Source organism: Saccharomonospora halophila 8 (assembly GCF_000383775.1).
Classification (GTDB): domain Bacteria; phylum Actinomycetota; class Actinomycetes; order Mycobacteriales; family Pseudonocardiaceae; genus Saccharomonospora; species Saccharomonospora halophila.
On sequence record NZ_KB912564.1, the window covers coordinates 131303 to 148326 of the forward strand.

Annotated in this window: 16 protein-coding genes and 1 pseudogene; 11 read left to right on the forward strand and 6 right to left on the reverse strand. The window is 68.7% G+C overall.

Annotated elements, in window-relative coordinates; all coding sequences use genetic code 11:
- A partial coding sequence (locus SACHA_RS22245) for an alpha-hydroxy acid oxidase (protein ID WP_198010154.1) occupies positions 1–826 on the reverse strand: 826 nt, incomplete at its 3' end.
- 279 nt (positions 827–1105) lie between these two features.
- Between SACHA_RS22245 and SACHA_RS0114410 the strand changes: the two genes are divergently transcribed.
- Positions 1106–2242 carry an L-talarate/galactarate dehydratase gene (locus tag SACHA_RS0114410; protein WP_019810883.1) on the forward strand — a complete coding sequence of 379 codons (1137 nt, stop codon included), beginning with the start codon at positions 1106–1108 and terminating at the stop codon, positions 2240–2242.
- Between the two features lie 111 nt (positions 2243–2353).
- Here the strand turns inward: SACHA_RS0114410 and SACHA_RS22250 are convergent, their stop codons facing one another.
- A complete protein-coding gene (locus tag SACHA_RS22250; RefSeq protein WP_019810884.1) occupies positions 2354–3004 on the reverse strand; it encodes an RNA-guided endonuclease InsQ/TnpB family protein in 651 nt (216 codons plus the stop codon).
- 122 nt (positions 3005–3126) lie between these two features.
- Here SACHA_RS22250 and SACHA_RS0114420 point away from each other — a divergent pair, with 122 nt between their 5' ends.
- Entirely contained in the window at positions 3127–3801 is a 675-nt protein-coding gene (locus SACHA_RS0114420) for a FadR/GntR family transcriptional regulator (protein WP_019810885.1), read from the forward strand.
- 121 nt (positions 3802–3922) lie between these two features.
- Here SACHA_RS0114420 and SACHA_RS0114425 read toward each other — a convergent pair whose 3' ends face one another.
- The 3 genes from SACHA_RS0114425 to SACHA_RS0114435 are packed head-to-tail and all read right to left on the reverse strand — an operon-like array spanning position 3923 to position 7034.
- Positions 3923–5518 (reverse strand): tripartite tricarboxylate transporter permease, encoded by a 1596-nt coding sequence (locus tag SACHA_RS0114425; RefSeq protein WP_019810886.1) that lies wholly within the window; start codon positions 5516–5518, stop codon positions 3923–3925.
- Between the two features lie 11 nt (positions 5519–5529).
- Positions 5530–5937: a tripartite tricarboxylate transporter TctB family protein gene (locus SACHA_RS23445; RefSeq protein WP_019810887.1), complete on the reverse strand. Its 408-nt coding sequence runs from the start codon at positions 5935–5937 to the stop codon at positions 5530–5532.
- Between the two features lie 44 nt (positions 5938–5981).
- Positions 5982–7034 (reverse strand): tripartite tricarboxylate transporter substrate-binding protein, encoded by a 1053-nt coding sequence (locus SACHA_RS0114435; protein ID WP_019810888.1) that lies wholly within the window; start codon positions 7032–7034, stop codon positions 5982–5984.
- Positions 7035–7161: 127 nt separating this feature from the next.
- On the opposite strand from SACHA_RS0114435, the gene SACHA_RS0114440 reads away from it, so the two are divergent.
- The 7 genes and pseudogenes from SACHA_RS0114440 to SACHA_RS0114470 all read left to right on the forward strand — a co-directional run bounded on the left by SACHA_RS0114440 (position 7162) and on the right by SACHA_RS0114470 (position 14327).
- Positions 7162–8097 (forward strand): LysR family transcriptional regulator, encoded by a 936-nt coding sequence (locus SACHA_RS0114440; protein WP_019810889.1) that lies wholly within the window; start codon positions 7162–7164, stop codon positions 8095–8097.
- 159 nt (positions 8098–8256) lie between these two features.
- Positions 8257–9183 (forward strand): 5-dehydro-4-deoxyglucarate dehydratase, encoded by a 927-nt coding sequence (gene kdgD / locus SACHA_RS0114445; protein ID WP_019810890.1) that lies wholly within the window; start codon positions 8257–8259, stop codon positions 9181–9183.
- Positions 9180–10787 (forward strand): aldehyde dehydrogenase (NADP(+)), encoded by a 1608-nt coding sequence (locus SACHA_RS0114450; protein ID WP_019810891.1) that lies wholly within the window; start codon positions 9180–9182, stop codon positions 10785–10787. Before kdgD ends, SACHA_RS0114450 begins: the two co-directional genes overlap by 4 nt.
- Positions 10784–12103, forward strand: a complete 1320-nt coding sequence (locus tag SACHA_RS0114455) for an enolase C-terminal domain-like protein (protein WP_019810892.1) — start codon at positions 10784–10786, stop codon at positions 12101–12103. The genes SACHA_RS0114450 and SACHA_RS0114455 overlap by 4 nt, the downstream gene beginning before the upstream one ends.
- Positions 12104–12172: 69 nt before the next feature.
- Positions 12173–12354 (forward strand): annotated as a pseudogene (locus SACHA_RS26230) (LysR family transcriptional regulator); the annotation flags it as partial.
- A 135-nt stretch (positions 12355–12489) separates the two neighbouring features.
- Positions 12490–12894, forward strand: coding sequence for a LysE family translocator (locus tag SACHA_RS22260; RefSeq protein ID WP_019810894.1), 405 nt, complete (start codon positions 12490–12492; stop codon positions 12892–12894).
- A 110-nt stretch (positions 12895–13004) separates the two neighbouring features.
- The gene (locus SACHA_RS0114470; protein WP_019810895.1) at positions 13005–14327 is read left to right on the forward strand and encodes a M20/M25/M40 family metallo-hydrolase; all 1323 of its coding nucleotides are present in this window, start codon (positions 13005–13007) and stop codon (positions 14325–14327) included.
- 84 nt (positions 14328–14411) lie between these two features.
- Here SACHA_RS0114470 and SACHA_RS0114475 read toward each other — a convergent pair whose 3' ends face one another.
- Positions 14412–15602 (reverse strand): aminotransferase class V-fold PLP-dependent enzyme, encoded by a 1191-nt coding sequence (locus SACHA_RS0114475; RefSeq protein ID WP_019810896.1) that lies wholly within the window; start codon positions 15600–15602, stop codon positions 14412–14414.
- Between the two features lie 481 nt (positions 15603–16083).
- On the opposite strand from SACHA_RS0114475, the gene SACHA_RS0114480 reads away from it, so the two are divergent.
- The gene (locus tag SACHA_RS0114480) at positions 16084–16437 is read left to right on the forward strand and encodes a histone-like nucleoid-structuring protein Lsr2 (RefSeq protein ID WP_007027000.1); all 354 of its coding nucleotides are present in this window, start codon (positions 16084–16086) and stop codon (positions 16435–16437) included.
- Between the two features lie 91 nt (positions 16438–16528).
- Complete coding sequence (locus tag SACHA_RS0114485; RefSeq protein ID WP_019810897.1) at positions 16529–16876, forward strand: histidine triad nucleotide-binding protein; 348 nt, start codon at positions 16529–16531, stop codon at positions 16874–16876.
- Positions 16877–17024: the final 148 nt, after the last annotated feature.

The following is a 17024-nucleotide window of genomic DNA, read 5'->3' on the forward strand; positions in this document are numbered from 1 at the left end:
CCGGCGCCCGGTCGAGCTGGCGGCCGCCGTGGTTGGACAGCACCACCGCGTCCGCGCCGGCGTCGACGGCCGCCACCGCGTCGGCGACCGAGAGCACGCCCTTGACCACCACCGGGCCCTGCCACCGTTTTTTGAGCCAGGTCACGTCCTCCGGCCGCAGCGCCTGCTCGCGCAGCTGGTTGGACATCCCCCAGCGGCCGTACACCGAACCCTCGGGGAATGTCGCGAACCGCAGCGGCTCGGTCGTCAGGATGTTGGCGACCCAACCGGGGTGTCGCGCCATCCCGGCGAACGTCCGCGCGGTCAACTGCGGCGGGATCGCGAACCCGTTGCGCACGTCCTTGCGCTTGAGGCCGGTGACCGTGGTGTCGATGGTGAGGACGGCCGTCTCGTAGCCCTGCGCCCGCGCCTCGGCCAGGTGCGCGAGGCTCACCTCACGGTCCTTCATCAAATAGAACTGGAACCAGTTGCGCCCACCCGGCGCGGCATCGGCGGTGTCGGTGATCGAGGTCGTGGCGTACGTCGACAACGTGTAGGGCAGGCCGGCAGCGGCCGCCGCGGCGGCGACCGCGGATTCACCGGTGTGGTGGCTCAGTCGGGTGTAGCCGGTCGGCGCCAGCACGATCGGCGCTGCCGCCGATCTGCCGAGGAGGTGGGTCGTGATGTCGGGCTCGGCGACCTGGCCGAACGCCGTCGGACGCAGCTCGACCCGGTCGAAGGCGGCGCGGTTGCGGGCCATCGCGAGTTCGCCGTCGGAGCCGCCGGCCACGTAATCCCACACCGCCGGCGGCACACGGCGCCGCGCCGCGTGCTCCAGGTCCGCCACGCTCAGGCAGCGAGCCAGTCGTCGTGCTGTCGGGTCGTGCTGCACCGGCCGGATCTTCAGGAACGGCTCGAGATCGCGCCAGCGGGGCATTCGGCGCGGCGGTCGCACCGCCGGCGGGGCCGCCCCGGCAGGCCGATCGGTGCGCTCCCGCGGCTGGACGGGTGGGGTGGTCGCCGTGCTCATCGCCCTGGACTCCGCCCTACTCGTAGGATAACTTTGCAACTCATCATACAAGTAGCGTCTCGCGCTGTCACCACCGTCGCCGGAGGAGCTCACCGAATGACCACCAGCTACACCAACGACCGGATCCGCAGCCTCACGCTGTCCCACGTCGTGCTGCCGCTGCCCACTCCGGTGAGCGATGCCAAGGTGCTCACCGGCAGGCAGAAACCTCTGACCGAAACGGTGCTGCTGTTCGTCGAGGTGCTGACCGAGCAGGGCCACGAGGGAATGGGTTTCAGCTACTCCAAGCGCGCGGGCGGCCCGGCGCAGTACGCCCACCTGAAAGAGATCGCCGAGGTCGCGCTCGGTCAGGATCCCTCCGACATCGACCGGATCTACCAGTCGCTGCTGTGGGCGGGCGCGTCCGTGGGCCGCTCCGGTGTCGCCACCCAGGCGATCGCCGCGCTCGACGTCGCCCTGTGGGACCTCAAGGCACGGCGGGCCCGCCTGCCGCTGGCGAAGCTCATCGGTGCCCATCGCGACTCCTGCCAGGTCTACAACACCTCCGGCGGCTTCTTGCAGGCCTCGGTCGAAGAGATCAAGGAGAAGGCGAACGCCGCCCTGGAGTCCGGGATCGGCGGCATCAAGATCAAGGTGGGACAGCCCGACTGGCGCACCGACCTCGCCCGGGTCGCCGCGATGCGCAAGCACCTCGGCGACACCCCGTTGATGGTCGACGCCAACCAGCAGTGGGACCGGGCACGGGCGCGCCGGATGTGCCGCGAGCTCGAACGGTTCGACCTCATCTGGATCGAGGAGCCGCTCGACGCCTGGGACGCCGTCGGCCACACCGACCTCAGTCACACCTTCGACACCGCCATCGCCACCGGCGAGATGCTGACCTCGGTGCCGGAGCACCTGGCGCTCCTCGATGCGGGCTACCGCGGCATCGTGCAGCCCGACGCGCCGCGGATCGGCGGGATCACGCCGTTCCTGCGATTCGCCACGCTCGCGTCCCACGCCGGGCTGGCACTCGCGCCGCACTACGCGATGGAGATCCACCTGCACCTGGCGGCGGCGTACCCGACCGAACCGTGGGTGGAGCACTTCGAATGGCTCAACCCCCTCTTCGAGGAGCGCATCGAGATCCGCGACGGCCGGATGTTCGTCCCGGACCGGCCGGGCCTCGGGTTCACGCTCAGCGAGCGGATGCGGTCACTCACCGTGGAGACCGCCACGTTCGGTGCGCGATGATGGGCCGTTGACGTCCTCTCGGCCTCAAGGACCGAGATTCCCATCGACCTCGCGGCCGATAGTTCCTGCTTCTTCACTCTCGAAAGGAGGTTCCGACAGATGCCTCGCCGACTACCGTCGGGTCGGTCTTACTCCGTCTCCACAGGCTGCAACCGCCCGCCCGGCGGAGAGCGTCGCCAGCGCGTCGATACCGGCGTCGATTCCCACGGCGTTCGTCGTGGGCGCGTGATGCTCGACAGTGGTTTCGACCAGCATCGACACGAACCACCGACCCGCGCTGTCACGGGACACGTTGACGGTGGACGGCTCCGTACCGTCGGGAAGCGGCCGGGACCACACAATGGTGAGTGGTTCGGACATCTTCGCCAGCGTCAACGTGCCGTCGCGCCAGGTGAACCCGGAGCGGGTGTACTCGGCCGATGGGCGGGACTTCTTGCGGGACTTGAACCGCGGGTACTTCGCCCGCTTGCCGAAGAAGTTCGTGAATGCGCCTTGCAAGTGCCGCAGCGTTTGCTGGAGCGGCACGGACGACACTTCGCCGAGGAAGGAGAGTTCGTCAGTTTTCTTCCACGCGGTGAGCTTCGCCGACGTTTGGGCGTAGTTCACGCGCCGTTGCTCGACGTACCAGGCGCGGGTGCGTTCTTCAAGCGCCTTGTTGTAGACGAATCGCACGCAGCCGAACGTGCGCAGAAGCTCCTGCTCCTGCTGTCCGGTTGGGTAAAAGCGGTACTTGTACGCCCGCTTCACCAGCGACTTCGACATTCCTCACATATTAATAGCCCAGTTTGTGAGTCGACGGCAGTGGGGCGCCCTCAGGGGCGCGGCACCGCGGGATCGTCTCCTCCCGGCCCCGAAGGACCGGGTTTGCGCCGATTGGAGTTCAGATGACCACGACACTGGCCGGGCGGGTCGTCGCCGGGATCAAGGAGCGCATCCTGGCGGGCGACCTCGCCCCCGGCGAACAGCTGCCGTCGGAGAACACCCTCATCGCCGAGTACGGCGTCTCGCGGACCGTGATCCGCGAAGCCGTGACCCGGCTACGGGCCGAGGGGCTCGTGGAGACCTTCCAGGGGCGCGGCTCGTTCGTGCTGGCGCTCCCGGAGCCCACGTCGTTCCGGGTCGAGGCGTCCACCGTCCGCAGCCACCGTGACGTGCTCGACGTCGTCGACTTCCGGCTGGGCATCGAGTGCGAGGCGGCATCCCTCGCGGCGGGGCGGCTCACCGACGCCATGGCCGCAGACCTGCGCGCGGCGATGGCGGCGTTCGCCGCCGCCGGACCCGAGGAGGCCGTCGAGGCCGACTTCGCTTTCCATCGCGCCGTCGCGGCGGCCAGCGGCAACCGCTTCTACCTCGACCTCCTCGAATCGCTCGGACCGATGATGATCATGTTGCCGCGCACCCGGCTCGGCGACGCCTACTCGCTCACCGACGCCACCCACGTCGAACGGGTGCGCCACGAGCACGAGAGTGTCGCGGCCGCGGTGCTGGCCGGGGACGCGGAGACCGCCCGTGCCGCGATGCGTGTCCACTTGGCAGGCACCCGGCGGCGGCTGAGCTGAAACGGCTCACCGGCACGGAGCCCGTTCGGACCCTGCCGGGGCTTCCCGGTGAGCGGGTTCGATTGCTGTCGACCGTGCGGGCGTCGACACCTCTCTCCCGCCACCGGCGTGCCACTCACTCTCACCGGAGCTCGGAGGCGTCGGCCCTCTCCACGCTCTCGTCCTCTCCGCTTCCTTCGATCTCTCCGGTTTCTTCGGTCTCTCCGGTTCCTTCGGCCTCTTCGGCCTTCCTCTTCCTGCGGTTGCTCAGCATCCCGAAGATCACGGATCCGACGATCATCGCCCAGATCACCCAGTCGATCGAACTGTTGGTGAAGAAGACGAGCAGGTCACCGTCATGGGCCTGCATGCTGTCGAGGAAGTTGGTCTCCAGCAACGGACCCAGGATGAACCCGATGAGGAACGTGGTGAGCTGGATCCCGATCTTCATGAAGACGAAGCCCAGGACGCCGAAGATCAGCGCCGTCCACACGTCGAACATCACACCGTTGTTGATGGTGTACGAACCGAGCACGCACATCACCAGGATGATCGGGTACAGCACGTACTTCGGGATCTCGATGATCCGGGCGAAGTAGCGGATCGACGTGAACATCAGCACGAACATCACGATGTTGGCGAACAGCAGCGCGTAGATGATCGCCGACCACATGTCCGGGTTCTCCGTGATGAACAGCGGACCCACGTGGATGCCCTGCAGGACGAACGCTCCCAGCAGCACCGCGGTCGTGCTGTCGCCCGGGATCCCCAGGGACAGCAGCGGCACCATGGCGCCACCGGTCAGGCCGTTGTTGGAGCCCTCGCTGGCGATGATGCCCTCGGGCGATCCCTTGCCGAGCTCGCCCGGATCCTTGGAGAAGTTCTTCGCCTGGGTGTAGGACATGAGCGACGCCGCGCTGCCGCCGACTCCGGGGAGGATCCCCAGGAATGTGCCGATGAACGACGAGCGGACCACATTGACGCCCTGCCCCTTGAACACACTGAGCTTGAACCTCGCCTCATCGCTCCGTTCGGCGTTCTGGAGCTTGGCCTTCTTGTCCCCGCCGATGTCCTTGAGGCCGAGCTCGGAATTTCGCAGGATCTCGGAGATCCCGAACAGACCGATGAGCACCGGCAGCAGGGAGAAACCGTCGTAGAGCTGGTCCTCGAAAAAGCCCGGCGTGAGCCGGAGCTCGTTGTTCCCGGTGTACACGCCGACCAGACTCAGGAAAACGCCGAGCAGACCGCTGAAGATTCCGGCCAACAGGCTCTTCTCCGAGATCGAGGCGATGATCGTCAGAGCGAAGACGATGATCAGAAACTTCTCCACCGGCCCGAACTCGATGGCCACCGAGCTCAAGAGCGGAGCGAAGAAGTACAGCACGGCCAGACTGATGAGGCCTCCGATGAGGGAGGCGGCGATGCCGATCTTCAGCGCCTTCTCCGCGAACCCTTTCTGCGCCATCGGGTACGAGTCGAAGGTGGTGGCCACCGACGACGGCGTGCCCGGGAGCTTCAGCAGCGCCGCCGGGATCATTCCTCCGCTGATGCCGCCCACATAGAGCCCGATCAGCATGGCGAGGCCCTGTGCGAGGTCCATGGAGAAGGTCAGGGGCAGGAACACGGCCAGTGCCATGGTCGCCGTCAGCCCGGGGATCGATCCGAAGATGATTCCGATAAAGACGCCGCAGGCGGTGAGCAGGAACGTCATGGGCGAGAGAATCTCGAAGATCTCCATGAGTTGCCCCTTTACGGAAGAGTGATGTAGAACAGCTGGCCGAACACCAGCCAGATCGCCAGCGGCGTGCAGATGGCGGTCGTGGCCATTCCGAGCAGGACACGCGTGTTCTTCGTCGGATGGAACACCAACGAGATGGCCACGACGAACAGGATGCTCGCCGGCAGGAACCCCAGGGGCTTCAGCAGCAGGACATAGGCGAACATGCATGCCAGCGCCCCGAACAGCTTCTTCCAGTCGAATCCCCGGTCGAAGAAACGCCACCTCGGCCGTGCCGGCCTGGGCGCGCTCCGGAACCTTTTGATCAGCGACTTGGCGCCCATGATCACCAGGAGCGCGCCCAGGATGGTCCCGATCGCCACCGGGAAGACGAGATGATAGTCGCTGAATTCCACATCCAGCGTGAAGAAGTCATTCATACGTATATGCCAACCCCTGAGGTCGAGCTGCAGCGCGGAAAGGATCAGCCGACCAGGTCGGAGAACTCGGGCGCCTGATCGATGATCGACTCGAGACGCTCGCGCTTCTGCTCGATGTACTCCCGGCTCTGCTCGATCGGCACATAGTTGGGAACGAATTTGTTCTTCTTCAGCTCCTCGACATAGGCGTCGGTCTTGATGGCCTTGGCCGTCGCCTCGTCCAGGGCCTGCCGGAAGCCCTTGTCGATGTCCTTCGGCATCAGCAGGAAGAACTCCTTGTCGAAGGTGAAGGGCGCACCGTCGATCTTGATGCCCTGCTGCTTGAAGGTCGGGATGTCGTAGCCCTCGACCGGCTTGCTCGCCGTGATGCCGAGGAACTTCTCCTTGACCTTGTCCTTCACGTCGCCCTTGGTGTACTGCTCGTTGCCGGCGATGGAGCCGTAGATGATGTCCACGTTGCCGGCCCACAGGGCCTGGTTCTTCTTCTCGTCGGAGCCCGTCGCGAGGATCTTGATCCGCTCCGCGATCTTCGTGCCGTACTTGTCCTTCACCCAGATGTAGAAGGCGTCGAGCGAGAGCTCGGAGGTGCCGCCGGCCTCGACGGCGAAGGTGAGATCCTCGCCGGGGTTGTCCTTCAGCCACGTGGCCGCCTGGGCCAGGGTGTCGTACGGAGCCTCGTCGGCGGCGAGGAACGCGGCACCCGGGTTGGTGGAGACCATCGGGCCGACCTTCCAGTTCTCCAAGGCGAACTTCTCGGGCTGCGCGCCGTACTTCACGGACAGGTACGCCATGTCGTGGAAGAACATGATCGTGCTGCCGTCCGTCTTGGCCGAGTCCAGCGCCTGAAAGGCCTTGTTGGCGCCGATCGCGTCGGCCTTCATGCCGACGCCGAGTTCGTCGCCGACGTGCGTGGTAAAGGCATGCGAGTTCTGGTAGGTGTCCGCCGTGGTCGAGCTCGAGCCGAGCACGACGCGGACGCGGTTGACGTCGAGACCTCCCTCGGAGCCCGATCCGCTCTGCAAGCCGCATCCGGCTAGGCCCGCGGCCAAGACGGGCACGGTGGTGAGTGCTGCCAACTCTGCCAGCTTCTTGTGCATGTCAATCCCTCGTTTTTGTGCGCGCGCGGCCCGAAATACGCCGCGGTGTGGTAGCGATCACTGGACTATAAACACGCCCATGATGCATGTCTAAGTTCGATCGGGCATAGCTTGATACTCTCACGGCATGAGCTCCGTTACCCTGGACAAGGTCCATTGCTTCATCGCCGTCGCCGAGGAGCTCCATTTCGGCCGGGCAGCCGAGCGGCTCTCGATGACCCAGCCGCCGCTGAGCCGCCAGATCCAGAAGCTGGAACGGTCGGTGGGCGCTTCGCTGCTCGAGCGCGACAGCCGCCGCGTGCGGTTGACTCCGGCCGGTAAAAGCTTCCTGGAGGAGTGCTACCGGATGGTCACCACCCTCGAGCAAGCGGTAGCGCACGCTCAACGAATCGAAGCCGGGTCGGCCGGGACACTGCACCTGGGGTTCACGGCCGTCTCGGCGATCGGGGTCCTCGGCCCCCTGCTCCGGCTCCTCGGTGAGGAACTTCCCAATGTCGAGGTGGTACTGCACGAGGGGGTCACCGCCGCCCAGGTCGACGGCGTCCGGCGCGGTGAACTCGACATCGGGCTTGCGCGCCCCCCGTTCGACACTGCGGCGCTTTCCTCGCAGATCGTCGCGCGGGAGCCGCTGCGCGCCGTGGTGCCGGTCGGGCACCCGCTTGCGTCGGCCAGTGGTCCGCTCGGCCCGGAGGACTTCGACGGCCTACCGGTGATCACCTATCACCCGCTGTTGGCGCGATACTTCCACGAGCTCACGGTCCGGTTCCTGGTCAACGGGCAAGCCCACATCGTGCAGCGGGTGCAGCAGATCCTCACCGCCGTGCTGCTGGTCGCGGCCGGGGAGGGTGTCGCGCTCGTGCCGGCCAGCGCGACCGCGCTCGGCGTCGACGGGGTGGTATACCTGCCGATCGCCGACCTCGAGGGCGGTCACCGCGACCGTGACCCGTCCCGACCGGTCGAGCTGCACGCGATCTGGGCACGCGGCGGGCTGACGCCTTTGGTGCGTCAGGCGCTCGGGCTGGTGCAGCGCTCGGGCGAGCGCCTCCATGACCAGTTCGGGTGAGAGCGAGCCACCCTACTGCGGCAGGGCGATGCATCTAGGGCATTCATGAATGCCTTATTCGTGTTGGACGGGAATCTTCGGGCTTCGTAATGTTTGTGCGTGCCGGTCCGTCCCGGGTCCGTCACGGATCCGACATTCCCAGCGTGACGAAGGAGCCCCGTGGTATCCGTCTCCCCGACCGAGTTGGCCTCCGCTCTCGGCAGTGGCCTGTTGTCCTTCCCGGTTACCCATTTCACCGAGGACTTCGAGTTCGACGAGAGTGCCTACCGCGAGCACCTCGCCTGGTTGGGCAGCTATCCCGTTGCCGCGCTCTTCGCGGCCGGCGGCACCGGTGAGGGATTCTCACTGGCTCTGGAGGAGACCGACCGAGTGGTGCGCACGGCGGTCTCAGCCGTCGGCGGTGCGGTGCCAGTGCTCGCGCCCGCGACCGGGTCGACCCGCAACGCGATCGCGCAGGCGCGGGCGGCCGAGGCCGCCGGGGCCGACGGCATCCTGTTGATGCCGCCCTACCTCACCGAGGCCGGTCAGCAGGGCCTCGTCGAACACATTTCAGCCGTCTGCTCCGCCAGCTCGCTGGGCGTGGTGTTCTACAACCGCGCCAACGCGATCCTCGGCGACGAGGCACTGGAGCAGGTGAGTGACCGCAACCCCACGCTGGTCGGATTCAAGGACGGCGTCGGGCAGATCGAGCCGATGACCCGCGCCTACGCTCGGCTGGGTGATCGGCTGACCTACATCGGCGGGCTTCCGACGGCCGAGGTGTTCGCGCTGCCGCTGCTCCAGCTCGGCGTGACGACCTACTCCTCCGCCCTGTTCAACTTCGTCCCGCGGTTCGCCCTCGAGTTCTACGCCGCAGTGCAGGCGCGGGACCAGATGGAGGTCTACCGGATGCTGCGGGACTTCGTGATTCCCTACACACGACTGCGTGATCGGGAGCGGGGGTACGCCGTGTCCATCGTCAAGGCGGGCTTGGAGATCGTCGGGCGTCCGGCCGGTCCGGTGCGGGCGCCGCTGACCGACCTGACGCCGCCGGAATCGGAAGAACTGCGGATCCTGATCGAGCGAGTCGAAGGAGGCACAGCATGAGCACGACGCGCACGGACCACACCACGCAGGTTCGCGGCGTCAGCTTCGTCGCGGGTGACGAGGTGACCGGCGACGCGGGCGTGATGCGCGCGGTCGCGGCCGCGACCGGCGAGGCCATCGCGCCGGGATACCCGCTCCTGAATACCGCCGACCTCTCTCGCGCGACAGAGGCGGCGGCTGCGGCATTCCCCATCCTGCGGGCCACGACGCCCGACGCCCGCGCCGGCCTCCTCGCGGCGATCGCGGACGAGATCGAGCGCGACAGGGACGTCATCATCGCCCGGGCGATGGTCGAGAGCGGCCTCCCTGAGGCCCGGTTGACCGGCGAGGTCGGTCGCACCACTGGACAGCTCCGGCTCTTCGCTGACGTGGTTCGGCAGGGGGACCACCTCGGTGTCCGTGTCGATCCGGCACTGCCGGACCGCACCCCGCTCCCGCGGCCCGATTTGCGGCAACGGATGGTGCCACTCGGCCCGGTGGCGGTGTTCGGCGCGAGCAACTTCCCGCTGGCCTTTTCCACCGCCGGTGGCGACACCGCGTCCGCGCTGGCCGCCGGCTGCCCGGTCGTGGTCAAGGGCCACCCGGCCCACCCCGGCACGGGCGAACTGGTCGCAAGGGCGGTGACCCGCGCGGTCGCGGCAGCCGACCTCCCCGGCGGTATTTTCTCCTTCGTGCTGGGCGAGGGCCACGAGTTCGGCCGGACCTTGGTCACCGATGCGCGGATCAAGGCGGTCGGATTCACCGGTTCGCGCGGCGGCGGCCTCGCCCTCACTGCGGCCGCGGCCGATCGGCCCGAACCGATCCCGGTGTATGCCGAGATGTCCTCGGTCAACCCCGTCGTGATCCTGCCCGGTGCGCTGGCCGAGCACGGTGCGGACGGGGCGCGCGAGCTGGCCGAGGGCTTCGTCGGCTCGCTGACCCTCGGTGCCGGACAGTTCTGCACCAATCCGGGGTTGGTCTTCGTTCCCACGGGCGCCGACGGTGATGCCTTCGTGGCGGCCGCGGGCCAGGCCGTGGCCGCCACGACCGGTCAGCCGATGCTGACCCCCGCCATCGCCGAGGCCTACCGCACCGGTGTGGACCGACTCGCCGCGACCGCCGGTGTCGACCGGATCGCGGAAGGGTCCCCGGGCGACGGCGCCGGGCGGCCGGCGCCGTCGCTCAGTAGCGCGAGCTCGCCGACCGGTGAAGCGGTCGCCGAGGTATTCGGCTCCTCCGCCGTGGTGATCCGGTACGACGATCCCGCGGCGTTGGCCGACCAGCTGGCTAATTTGGAGGGTCAGCTCACCGTGACCGTCTGCTATGCCCCGGCCGACGCGGACGCGGCCCGGCAGTTGCTGCCGGTACTGGAGGACCGGGCCGGCCGAATCCTCTTCAACGGCTGGCCGACGGGCGTCGAAGTGAGCCACGCCATGGTCCACGGCGGTCCGTACCCGGCGACGTCCGACTCGCGGACCACCTCGGTCGGCACCCGCGCGATCGAGCGGTTCCAACGGCCGGTCTGCTACCAGGACGTGCCGGACGAGCTGCTCCCCGAGGCGGTCCGAAAGGACAACCCGTGGGGCCTGGTCCGCCGCATCGACGGTCGGCTGGAGCTGTCATGACGGCCACCATCGAGCGCGTCGAGGTCGTGCCGGTCGCCGGCCGGGACTCGATGCTGCTGAACCTCAGTGGCGCGCACGCGCCGTACTTCACGCGCAACATCGCGATCCTCACCGACTCCGACGGCCGGACCGGGCTCGGTGAGGTGCCCGGTGGCGAGGCGATCCGCGCCACCATCGCCGAGGCGAGCGACCTCCTCGTCGGGAAGCCGGTGGCGCGGTACCGCTCGCTGCTGCGCAGTGTCGCCGCCCGGTTCGCGGGCCGCGACGCCGGCGGTCGCGGCGAGCAGACCTTCGATCTGCGCACGACCGTGCACGCCGTCACCGCCCTCGAATCCTCCCTTCTCGACCTGGCAGGCCAGGCACAGGGCGTGCCGGTGGCCGAATTGCTCGGCGACGGCCAGCAGCGTGACAGGGTGCCGATGCTCGGCTACCTCTTCTACGTCGGCGATCCCGACGGTTGCGACCTGCCCTACCTGCGCGAGCCGAACGGCGACGTCTGGGAGGGGCGCCGCCGCGAGGTCGCGCTCACCCCGGAGGCGATCGTCGAGCTCGCCGAGGCGGCGCAGGCCCGCTACGGCTTCACCGACTTCAAGCTCAAGGGTGGCGTACTCGCGGGCGAGGAGGAGATCGCGGCGGTCACGGAGCTGGCCCGCCGGTTCCCCGACGCCCGGATCACCCTCGATCCGAACGGTGGGTGGCTGCTCGCGGACGCCGTACGCCTGCTCGCCGGGCGCGAGGACGTGCTCGCCTACGCCGAGGACCCCTGCGGCGCGGAGGGTGGCTTCTCCGGCCGCGAGGTGATGGCGGAGTTCAAGCGCGCCACCGGCCTGCGCACCGCCACGAACATGATCGCCACTGATTGGCGGCAGATGGCTCACGCGGTCCGCGAGCATGCGGTCGACATCCCGCTCGCGGACCCGCATTTCTGGACGATGGCGGGCTCGGTCCGTGTCGCGCAGTTGTGCCACGACTTCGGACTGACGTGGGGTTCGCACTCCAACAACCATTTCGACGTGTCGTTGGCGATGTTCACCCACACGGGCGCCGCGGCGCCGGGGGAGATCACCGCACTGGACACGCATTGGATCTGGCAGGACGGACAGGGACTGACCAGAGATCCGTTGCGGATTCGGAACGGTCACATCGCGGTGCCGGCCGCGCCGGGGCTGGGAATCGAACTGGACCGCGACCGGGTCGCGGCTGCGCACGAGCTCTACCTCCACCACGGACTCGGTGCTCGCGACGACAGCGTCGCCATGCAGTACCTGGTACCGGGCTGGACGTTCGATCCGAAGCGGCCCTGCCTGGTGCGCTGACCGTCTCCAGCGGGTCTTCGCCGTTCCGCCGCCCCACGTTTACGGCGCGACGGCCCTGACGGGTCAACCGAGAGGTCTCCCGGCCGCAGAAGCAGGCCGAACCATCGGGCGACGACCCCGGTCGCCGTCGAGCTGGTGGCGGCCGGGTGGGACTGCTCGTCGTCCCGCAGTCGCTCGCCCGCCTGCACCACCGTCGGGATCCCATCTACCGACCACTCACGGAGACCCCGCAGTCGCGCGGCGCACTGGCGTAGCTGGAGGACGAAACCAGGCGCGCCACGTCCGGCGCGTCGTCGTCCGGAGCCATCCGTCTCCCGTACGTCGCCATTGGTGTCGTCGGCCAACGCGTCTACCCTTGCGCGCCGAAGGCACGCGGGTGCCGCGCGGTGGTCAAGCTCGCCGGGGGGGCGTACCTGATCGTGCTCGGTGTCCGGGCACTGCTCCAGGCCCGCCACGACGTGTCGGAGGCGACGACCTCGACCGTGGCGTCCCCGCCCGGGAGTCCGTGGCGAATTGGGCTGGTCAGCAACCTCCTCAATCCGAAGATCGCGGTCTTCTACACCGGGCTGCTGCCGACGCTGGCGCCGTCAGGACTGCCCCCGCAACTGGGCATGGCGCTACTGGTGCTCGCGCACGCGGCGCTCACACTCGGCTGGCTCGGCGGATACGTACTCGTGCTGGCCCGGTCGCGTGCGTTCTTCGACCGGCCCGCCGTGCGGCGTGCCATGAACCGCATCGCCGGGGTCGTACCGATCGGCTTCGGCCTCAGGGTGGCGACCTCCCAGCCGTGACACTCCGACGACGGGCCCCGACACCCCCGGCCCACCGGTCCTCCGGCGGTCACGGCCCGCCGCCGGGTCGCCGTCTGCGCCCGTGGCCGCGGCGATGATAGGAATACCGGGTGACCGAACCGAACCCGATCGACGCCGCCGCCGACGAGGCGGTGACGCTGACCAGCGAGCTGATCCGGATCGACACCACCAACACCGGTGATCCGGCGACACTCACCGGCGAGCGGGAGGCCGCCGAGTACGTGGCGGCCAAGCTCACCGAGGTCGGCTACGAGATCACCTATGTCGAGTCCGGCGGGGCGAACCGGCACAACGTGATCGCCCGGCTGCCCGGCGCCGACCCGGACCGGGGCGCGCTGCTCGTGCACGGGCACCTCGACGTCGTGCCCGCCGACCCGGCCGAGTGGTCGGTGCACCCGTTCTCCGGCGCGGTGCGGGACGGGTACGTGTGGGGCCGGGGCGCGGTCGACATGAAGGACATGCTCGGCATGTCGCTGGCGCTGGCCCGGCACTACAAGCGGGAGGGCATCGTCCCTCCCCGCGACCTGATCTTCGCGTTCCTCGCCGACGAGGAGGCGGGCGGCAAATACGGCGCGCAGTGGCTGGTGGACAACCGGCCCGAGCTGTTCGACGGCGCCACCGAGGCGATCAGCGAGGTCGGCGGGTTCTCCGTCACGCTGCGCGACAACGTGCGGGCCTATCTGGTGGAGACGGCGGAGAAGGGCATCCGGTGGATGACCCTGCGCGTGCGGGGCACGGCCGGGCACGGGTCGATGCTGCACCACGACAACGCGGTCACCAAACTCTCCGAGGCGGTGGCCAAGCTCGGCAACCACCGGTTCCCGCTGGTGCTCAGCGACTCGGTGCGGGAGTTCCTGGCCGGGGTCACCGAGATCACCGGGTGGGACTTCCCGGAGGACGACCTCGACGGCGCCGTGGCCAAGCTGGGCAACATCTCCCGCATGATCGGCGCCACGTTGCGGGACACGGCGAACCCGACGATGCTCAACGCCGGGTACAAGGCCAACGTCATCCCGTCCACCGCGGAGGCGGCCGTCGACTGCCGCATCCTGCCCGGGCGGGTCGAGGCGTTCGACCGGGAGCTCGACGAACTGCTCGGCCCGGACATCGAACGCGAGTGGATGGAACTGCCCCCGGTGGAGACCACCTTCGACGGGGCGCTGGTGGACGCGATGAGCGCCTCGGTACTCGCCGAGGACCCGGACGCGCGCACGCTTCCCTACATGCTCTCCGGCGGTACCGACGCGAAGTCCTTCCAGCGGCTCGGCATCCGCAACTTCGGCTTCGCCCCGCTGAAGCTGCCCGCCGATCTGGACTTCTCGGCGCTGTTCCACGGGGTGGACGAACGGGTCCCGGTCGACGCCCTGCGCTTCGGCACCCGCGTGCTGGACCGCTTCTTCCGCAGCTGCTGAACCCGGGCTCCGTCTCCCTGGCGTCACCTCCTCGGCCCGACGGCATCCGTCGGGCCTTCCCGGTGACGGATCCACCCCGGGAGGTCAGCCCATCGCCGCCAGCTCACGGCACAGGCGCGCGATCTCGTCCGACGTGTTGTAGTAGTGCACCGAGGCGCGCACGAGCTCATCCAGCCGCCGGTCGGCCATGTCCCAGGGGGTCGACGGCGCGCGGGACACGCTGACGTGCACGCCCCGCTCCCGTAACCTGCTCACGAGTTCCGGGGCGGGAACCCGCTCCGAGGAGAACGACACGATGCCGGAACGGTGTCTGCCGAGGTCGGTCACCGTGATCCCCGGGATCCGGCCCAGCTCGACGCGCAGGTGTTCGGCGAGCGCGGTGATCCGGTCGTGTGCCCACTCCGGGCCGACCGCGCGGTAGTAGCGCGCCGCTTCCCCCAGACCGAGCACGGCGGCGACGTTGTGCTCGAACAGCTCGAACCGCCGCGCGTCGTCCCGCGGGCGCACCGATCCGTCCTCGATCCGCGCGGACGTCAGGTCCAGGTGCGCGGGGTGGAGGGTGTCCAGCACACCCCGCCGCACGGCGAGGAATCCGGTCCCCCGTGGTGCGCGCAGGTACTTGCGGCCGGTGGCGGAGAGCGCGTCGGCACCGAGCGTCCGCAGGTCGATCGGCACCTGGCCCACGCTCTGACAGGCGTCGACCAGGTAGAACGCGGGACTGTCCGCGACCACGGCACCGATCCGTTCGACGGGTTGCAGCAGCCCCCCGTTGGTCGGCGCGTGGGTCACCGCCACCATGCGCACGTCGTCGTCGAGCGTCGCGGCGAGCGCGTCGACGTCGAGCTCGCCCTCGGGCGTGCTCGGCACGACCTCCACCCGGACGCCGCGGCGGTGCGCGAGGTCCAGCATCGCGATGATGTTGCTCGAATACTCGGCGGCGCCGGTGAGAATGCGGTCCCCCTCGGCCCAGCCGACAGCAGTGAACACCGAGAGCCACGAACGGGAGGCGCTGTCGGTGACCGCGATCTCGTCCGGTCCGGCACCCACGAGCGCACCGAGTGTCCCGCGGACGTCGTCGAGTTCGGCGGAGACCTCGTCGGCCGCCTCGTAACCGCCGATCCTCTCCTCCGTGCGGAGATGCCGTACCATCCGGTCCACCACCCGTTTCGGGGGCAACGAGGAACCCGCGTTGTTGAAATGCACGACGCTCTCGCAGCCCGCCGTGTCGGCACGCAGCGCGGTGACCGCCTCCGGTGTTTCGGGCGGGTGAATCACGGTGGTCCTCCTCCGGTCCCCGTGTCCGACGGGGGTGGGTTATTACCCGGGCAATGCCATCCTGCCCGAGCCCGGGACTCCCCCGCCACCACCGGACGGCGATATTCCCGACCCGCCCGATCCGGCGATCCTTCTCGAATCGGGTGAAAGGAAGCCGACCCGGGCGGACGGCTCCGTCCGACATCGCCGAAGTGCACCGCCTTCTCCCCGGATGTTCCGGCACAGCAACGGTTTTCGACCCTCCGGTTGCGACACGGGGCCCGGCCGCCGCGCCGGCGGAGGCACCCTCACCAGGCATGAATACGTATGGTTGACCCACCGTCGCACCACGCATTCCCGGCGGACGGAGGGGGAGCGCACGCCCTTTCCCCGATCACCACTCCGGCGCAATGCCACGTGTTCCCGGCCGGACGCGGTCGGGTACACTTCTGGCCGAACAGACCGCAATTCACGCCCGAGCGGCCCATAGCAGGAGGAACCGGTGGCACAACAGATTCTCGTCTCTCTCGTGGATGATCTCGACGGCTCGGAGGCCGAGGAGACCGTCCAGTTCGCCCTCGACGGGGTGACGTACGAGATCGACCTGTCCTCGGAAAACGCGGAAGAACTGCGGGACGCACTCGCCCAGTACGTCGAACACGCGCGCAAGGCGGGCGGCCGCAAGCGACAGACGGGACGCGGTCGCCGCAACGGTCAGAAGGCCACCCGCTCGTCCTCCGCCGACCGTGAGCAGAACAAGGCGATCCGGGCGTGGGCGAAAGAGAACGGGTACGAGATCTCCGAACGGGGACGAATTCCCTCCGAAGTCGCGGAAGCGTACCACAAGAGCAAGTGACCGTTCACCCGCCCGTGTCCTGTGAGTCGGGACACGGCACCGTTACCGCGATGTCGCGGACACGTGGGCGTGGGCGCATTACAGTGAGTCCGTGAGCACCGACTGCCTGTTCTGCCGGATCGTCGAGCGCGCCGTGCCCGCCACCGTGGTGTACGAGACCGACACCGTGCTCGCGTTCCGCGACATCGACCCGCAGGCCCCCACGCACGTCCTGGTCATCCCCAAGGAGCACCACCCGGACGCCGCGACGATGGCCGCGGCCGATCCCGGCCTGGCGGGCGACCTGCTCGCCGTGGTCGGTGAGGTCGCCAAGGCCGACGGGGTCGACGACTCCGGCTATCGGCTGGTGTTCAACACCGGCGCCGACGCGAACCAGACCGTCTTCCACGTGCACTGTCACGTTCTCGGTGGTAGGCACCTGTCCTGGCCTCCGGGCTGACCCGACGACGCCCCGGCGTCGCCGGTCCCCAGGTGTTGCGAAGGGACGTGCCGTGATCGACATAGCCGACCAGCTCACGACCACCTACCGCGAGGTCCGCACCGGTCCGCGTGCCGCGGGCCTGCCCGGGTCGCACGGTGCGCCCACC

Excerpts from the sequence above, each read along its gene's own strand:
- SACHA_RS0114410 (WP_019810883.1), top strand. The coding sequence starts at position 1,106 with ATGACCACCAGCTACACCAACGACCGGATCCGCAGCCTCACGCTGTCC.
- SACHA_RS22250 (WP_019810884.1), bottom strand. The coding sequence starts at position 3,004 with ATGTCGAAGTCGCTGGTGAAGCGGGCGTACAAGTACCGCTTTTACCCA.
- SACHA_RS0114420 (WP_019810885.1), top strand. The coding sequence starts at position 3,127 with ATGACCACGACACTGGCCGGGCGGGTCGTCGCCGGGATCAAGGAGCGC.
- SACHA_RS0114425 (WP_019810886.1), bottom strand. The coding sequence starts at position 5,518 with ATGGAGATCTTCGAGATTCTCTCGCCCATGACGTTCCTGCTCACCGCC.
- SACHA_RS23445 (WP_019810887.1), bottom strand. The coding sequence starts at position 5,937 with ATGAATGACTTCTTCACGCTGGATGTGGAATTCAGCGACTATCATCTC.
- SACHA_RS0114435 (WP_019810888.1), bottom strand. The coding sequence starts at position 7,034 with ATGCACAAGAAGCTGGCAGAGTTGGCAGCACTCACCACCGTGCCCGTC.
- SACHA_RS0114440 (WP_019810889.1), top strand. The coding sequence starts at position 7,162 with ATGAGCTCCGTTACCCTGGACAAGGTCCATTGCTTCATCGCCGTCGCC.
- SACHA_RS0114450 (WP_019810891.1), top strand. The coding sequence starts at position 9,180 with ATGAGCACGACGCGCACGGACCACACCACGCAGGTTCGCGGCGTCAGC.
- SACHA_RS0114455 (WP_019810892.1), top strand. The coding sequence starts at position 10,784 with ATGACGGCCACCATCGAGCGCGTCGAGGTCGTGCCGGTCGCCGGCCGG.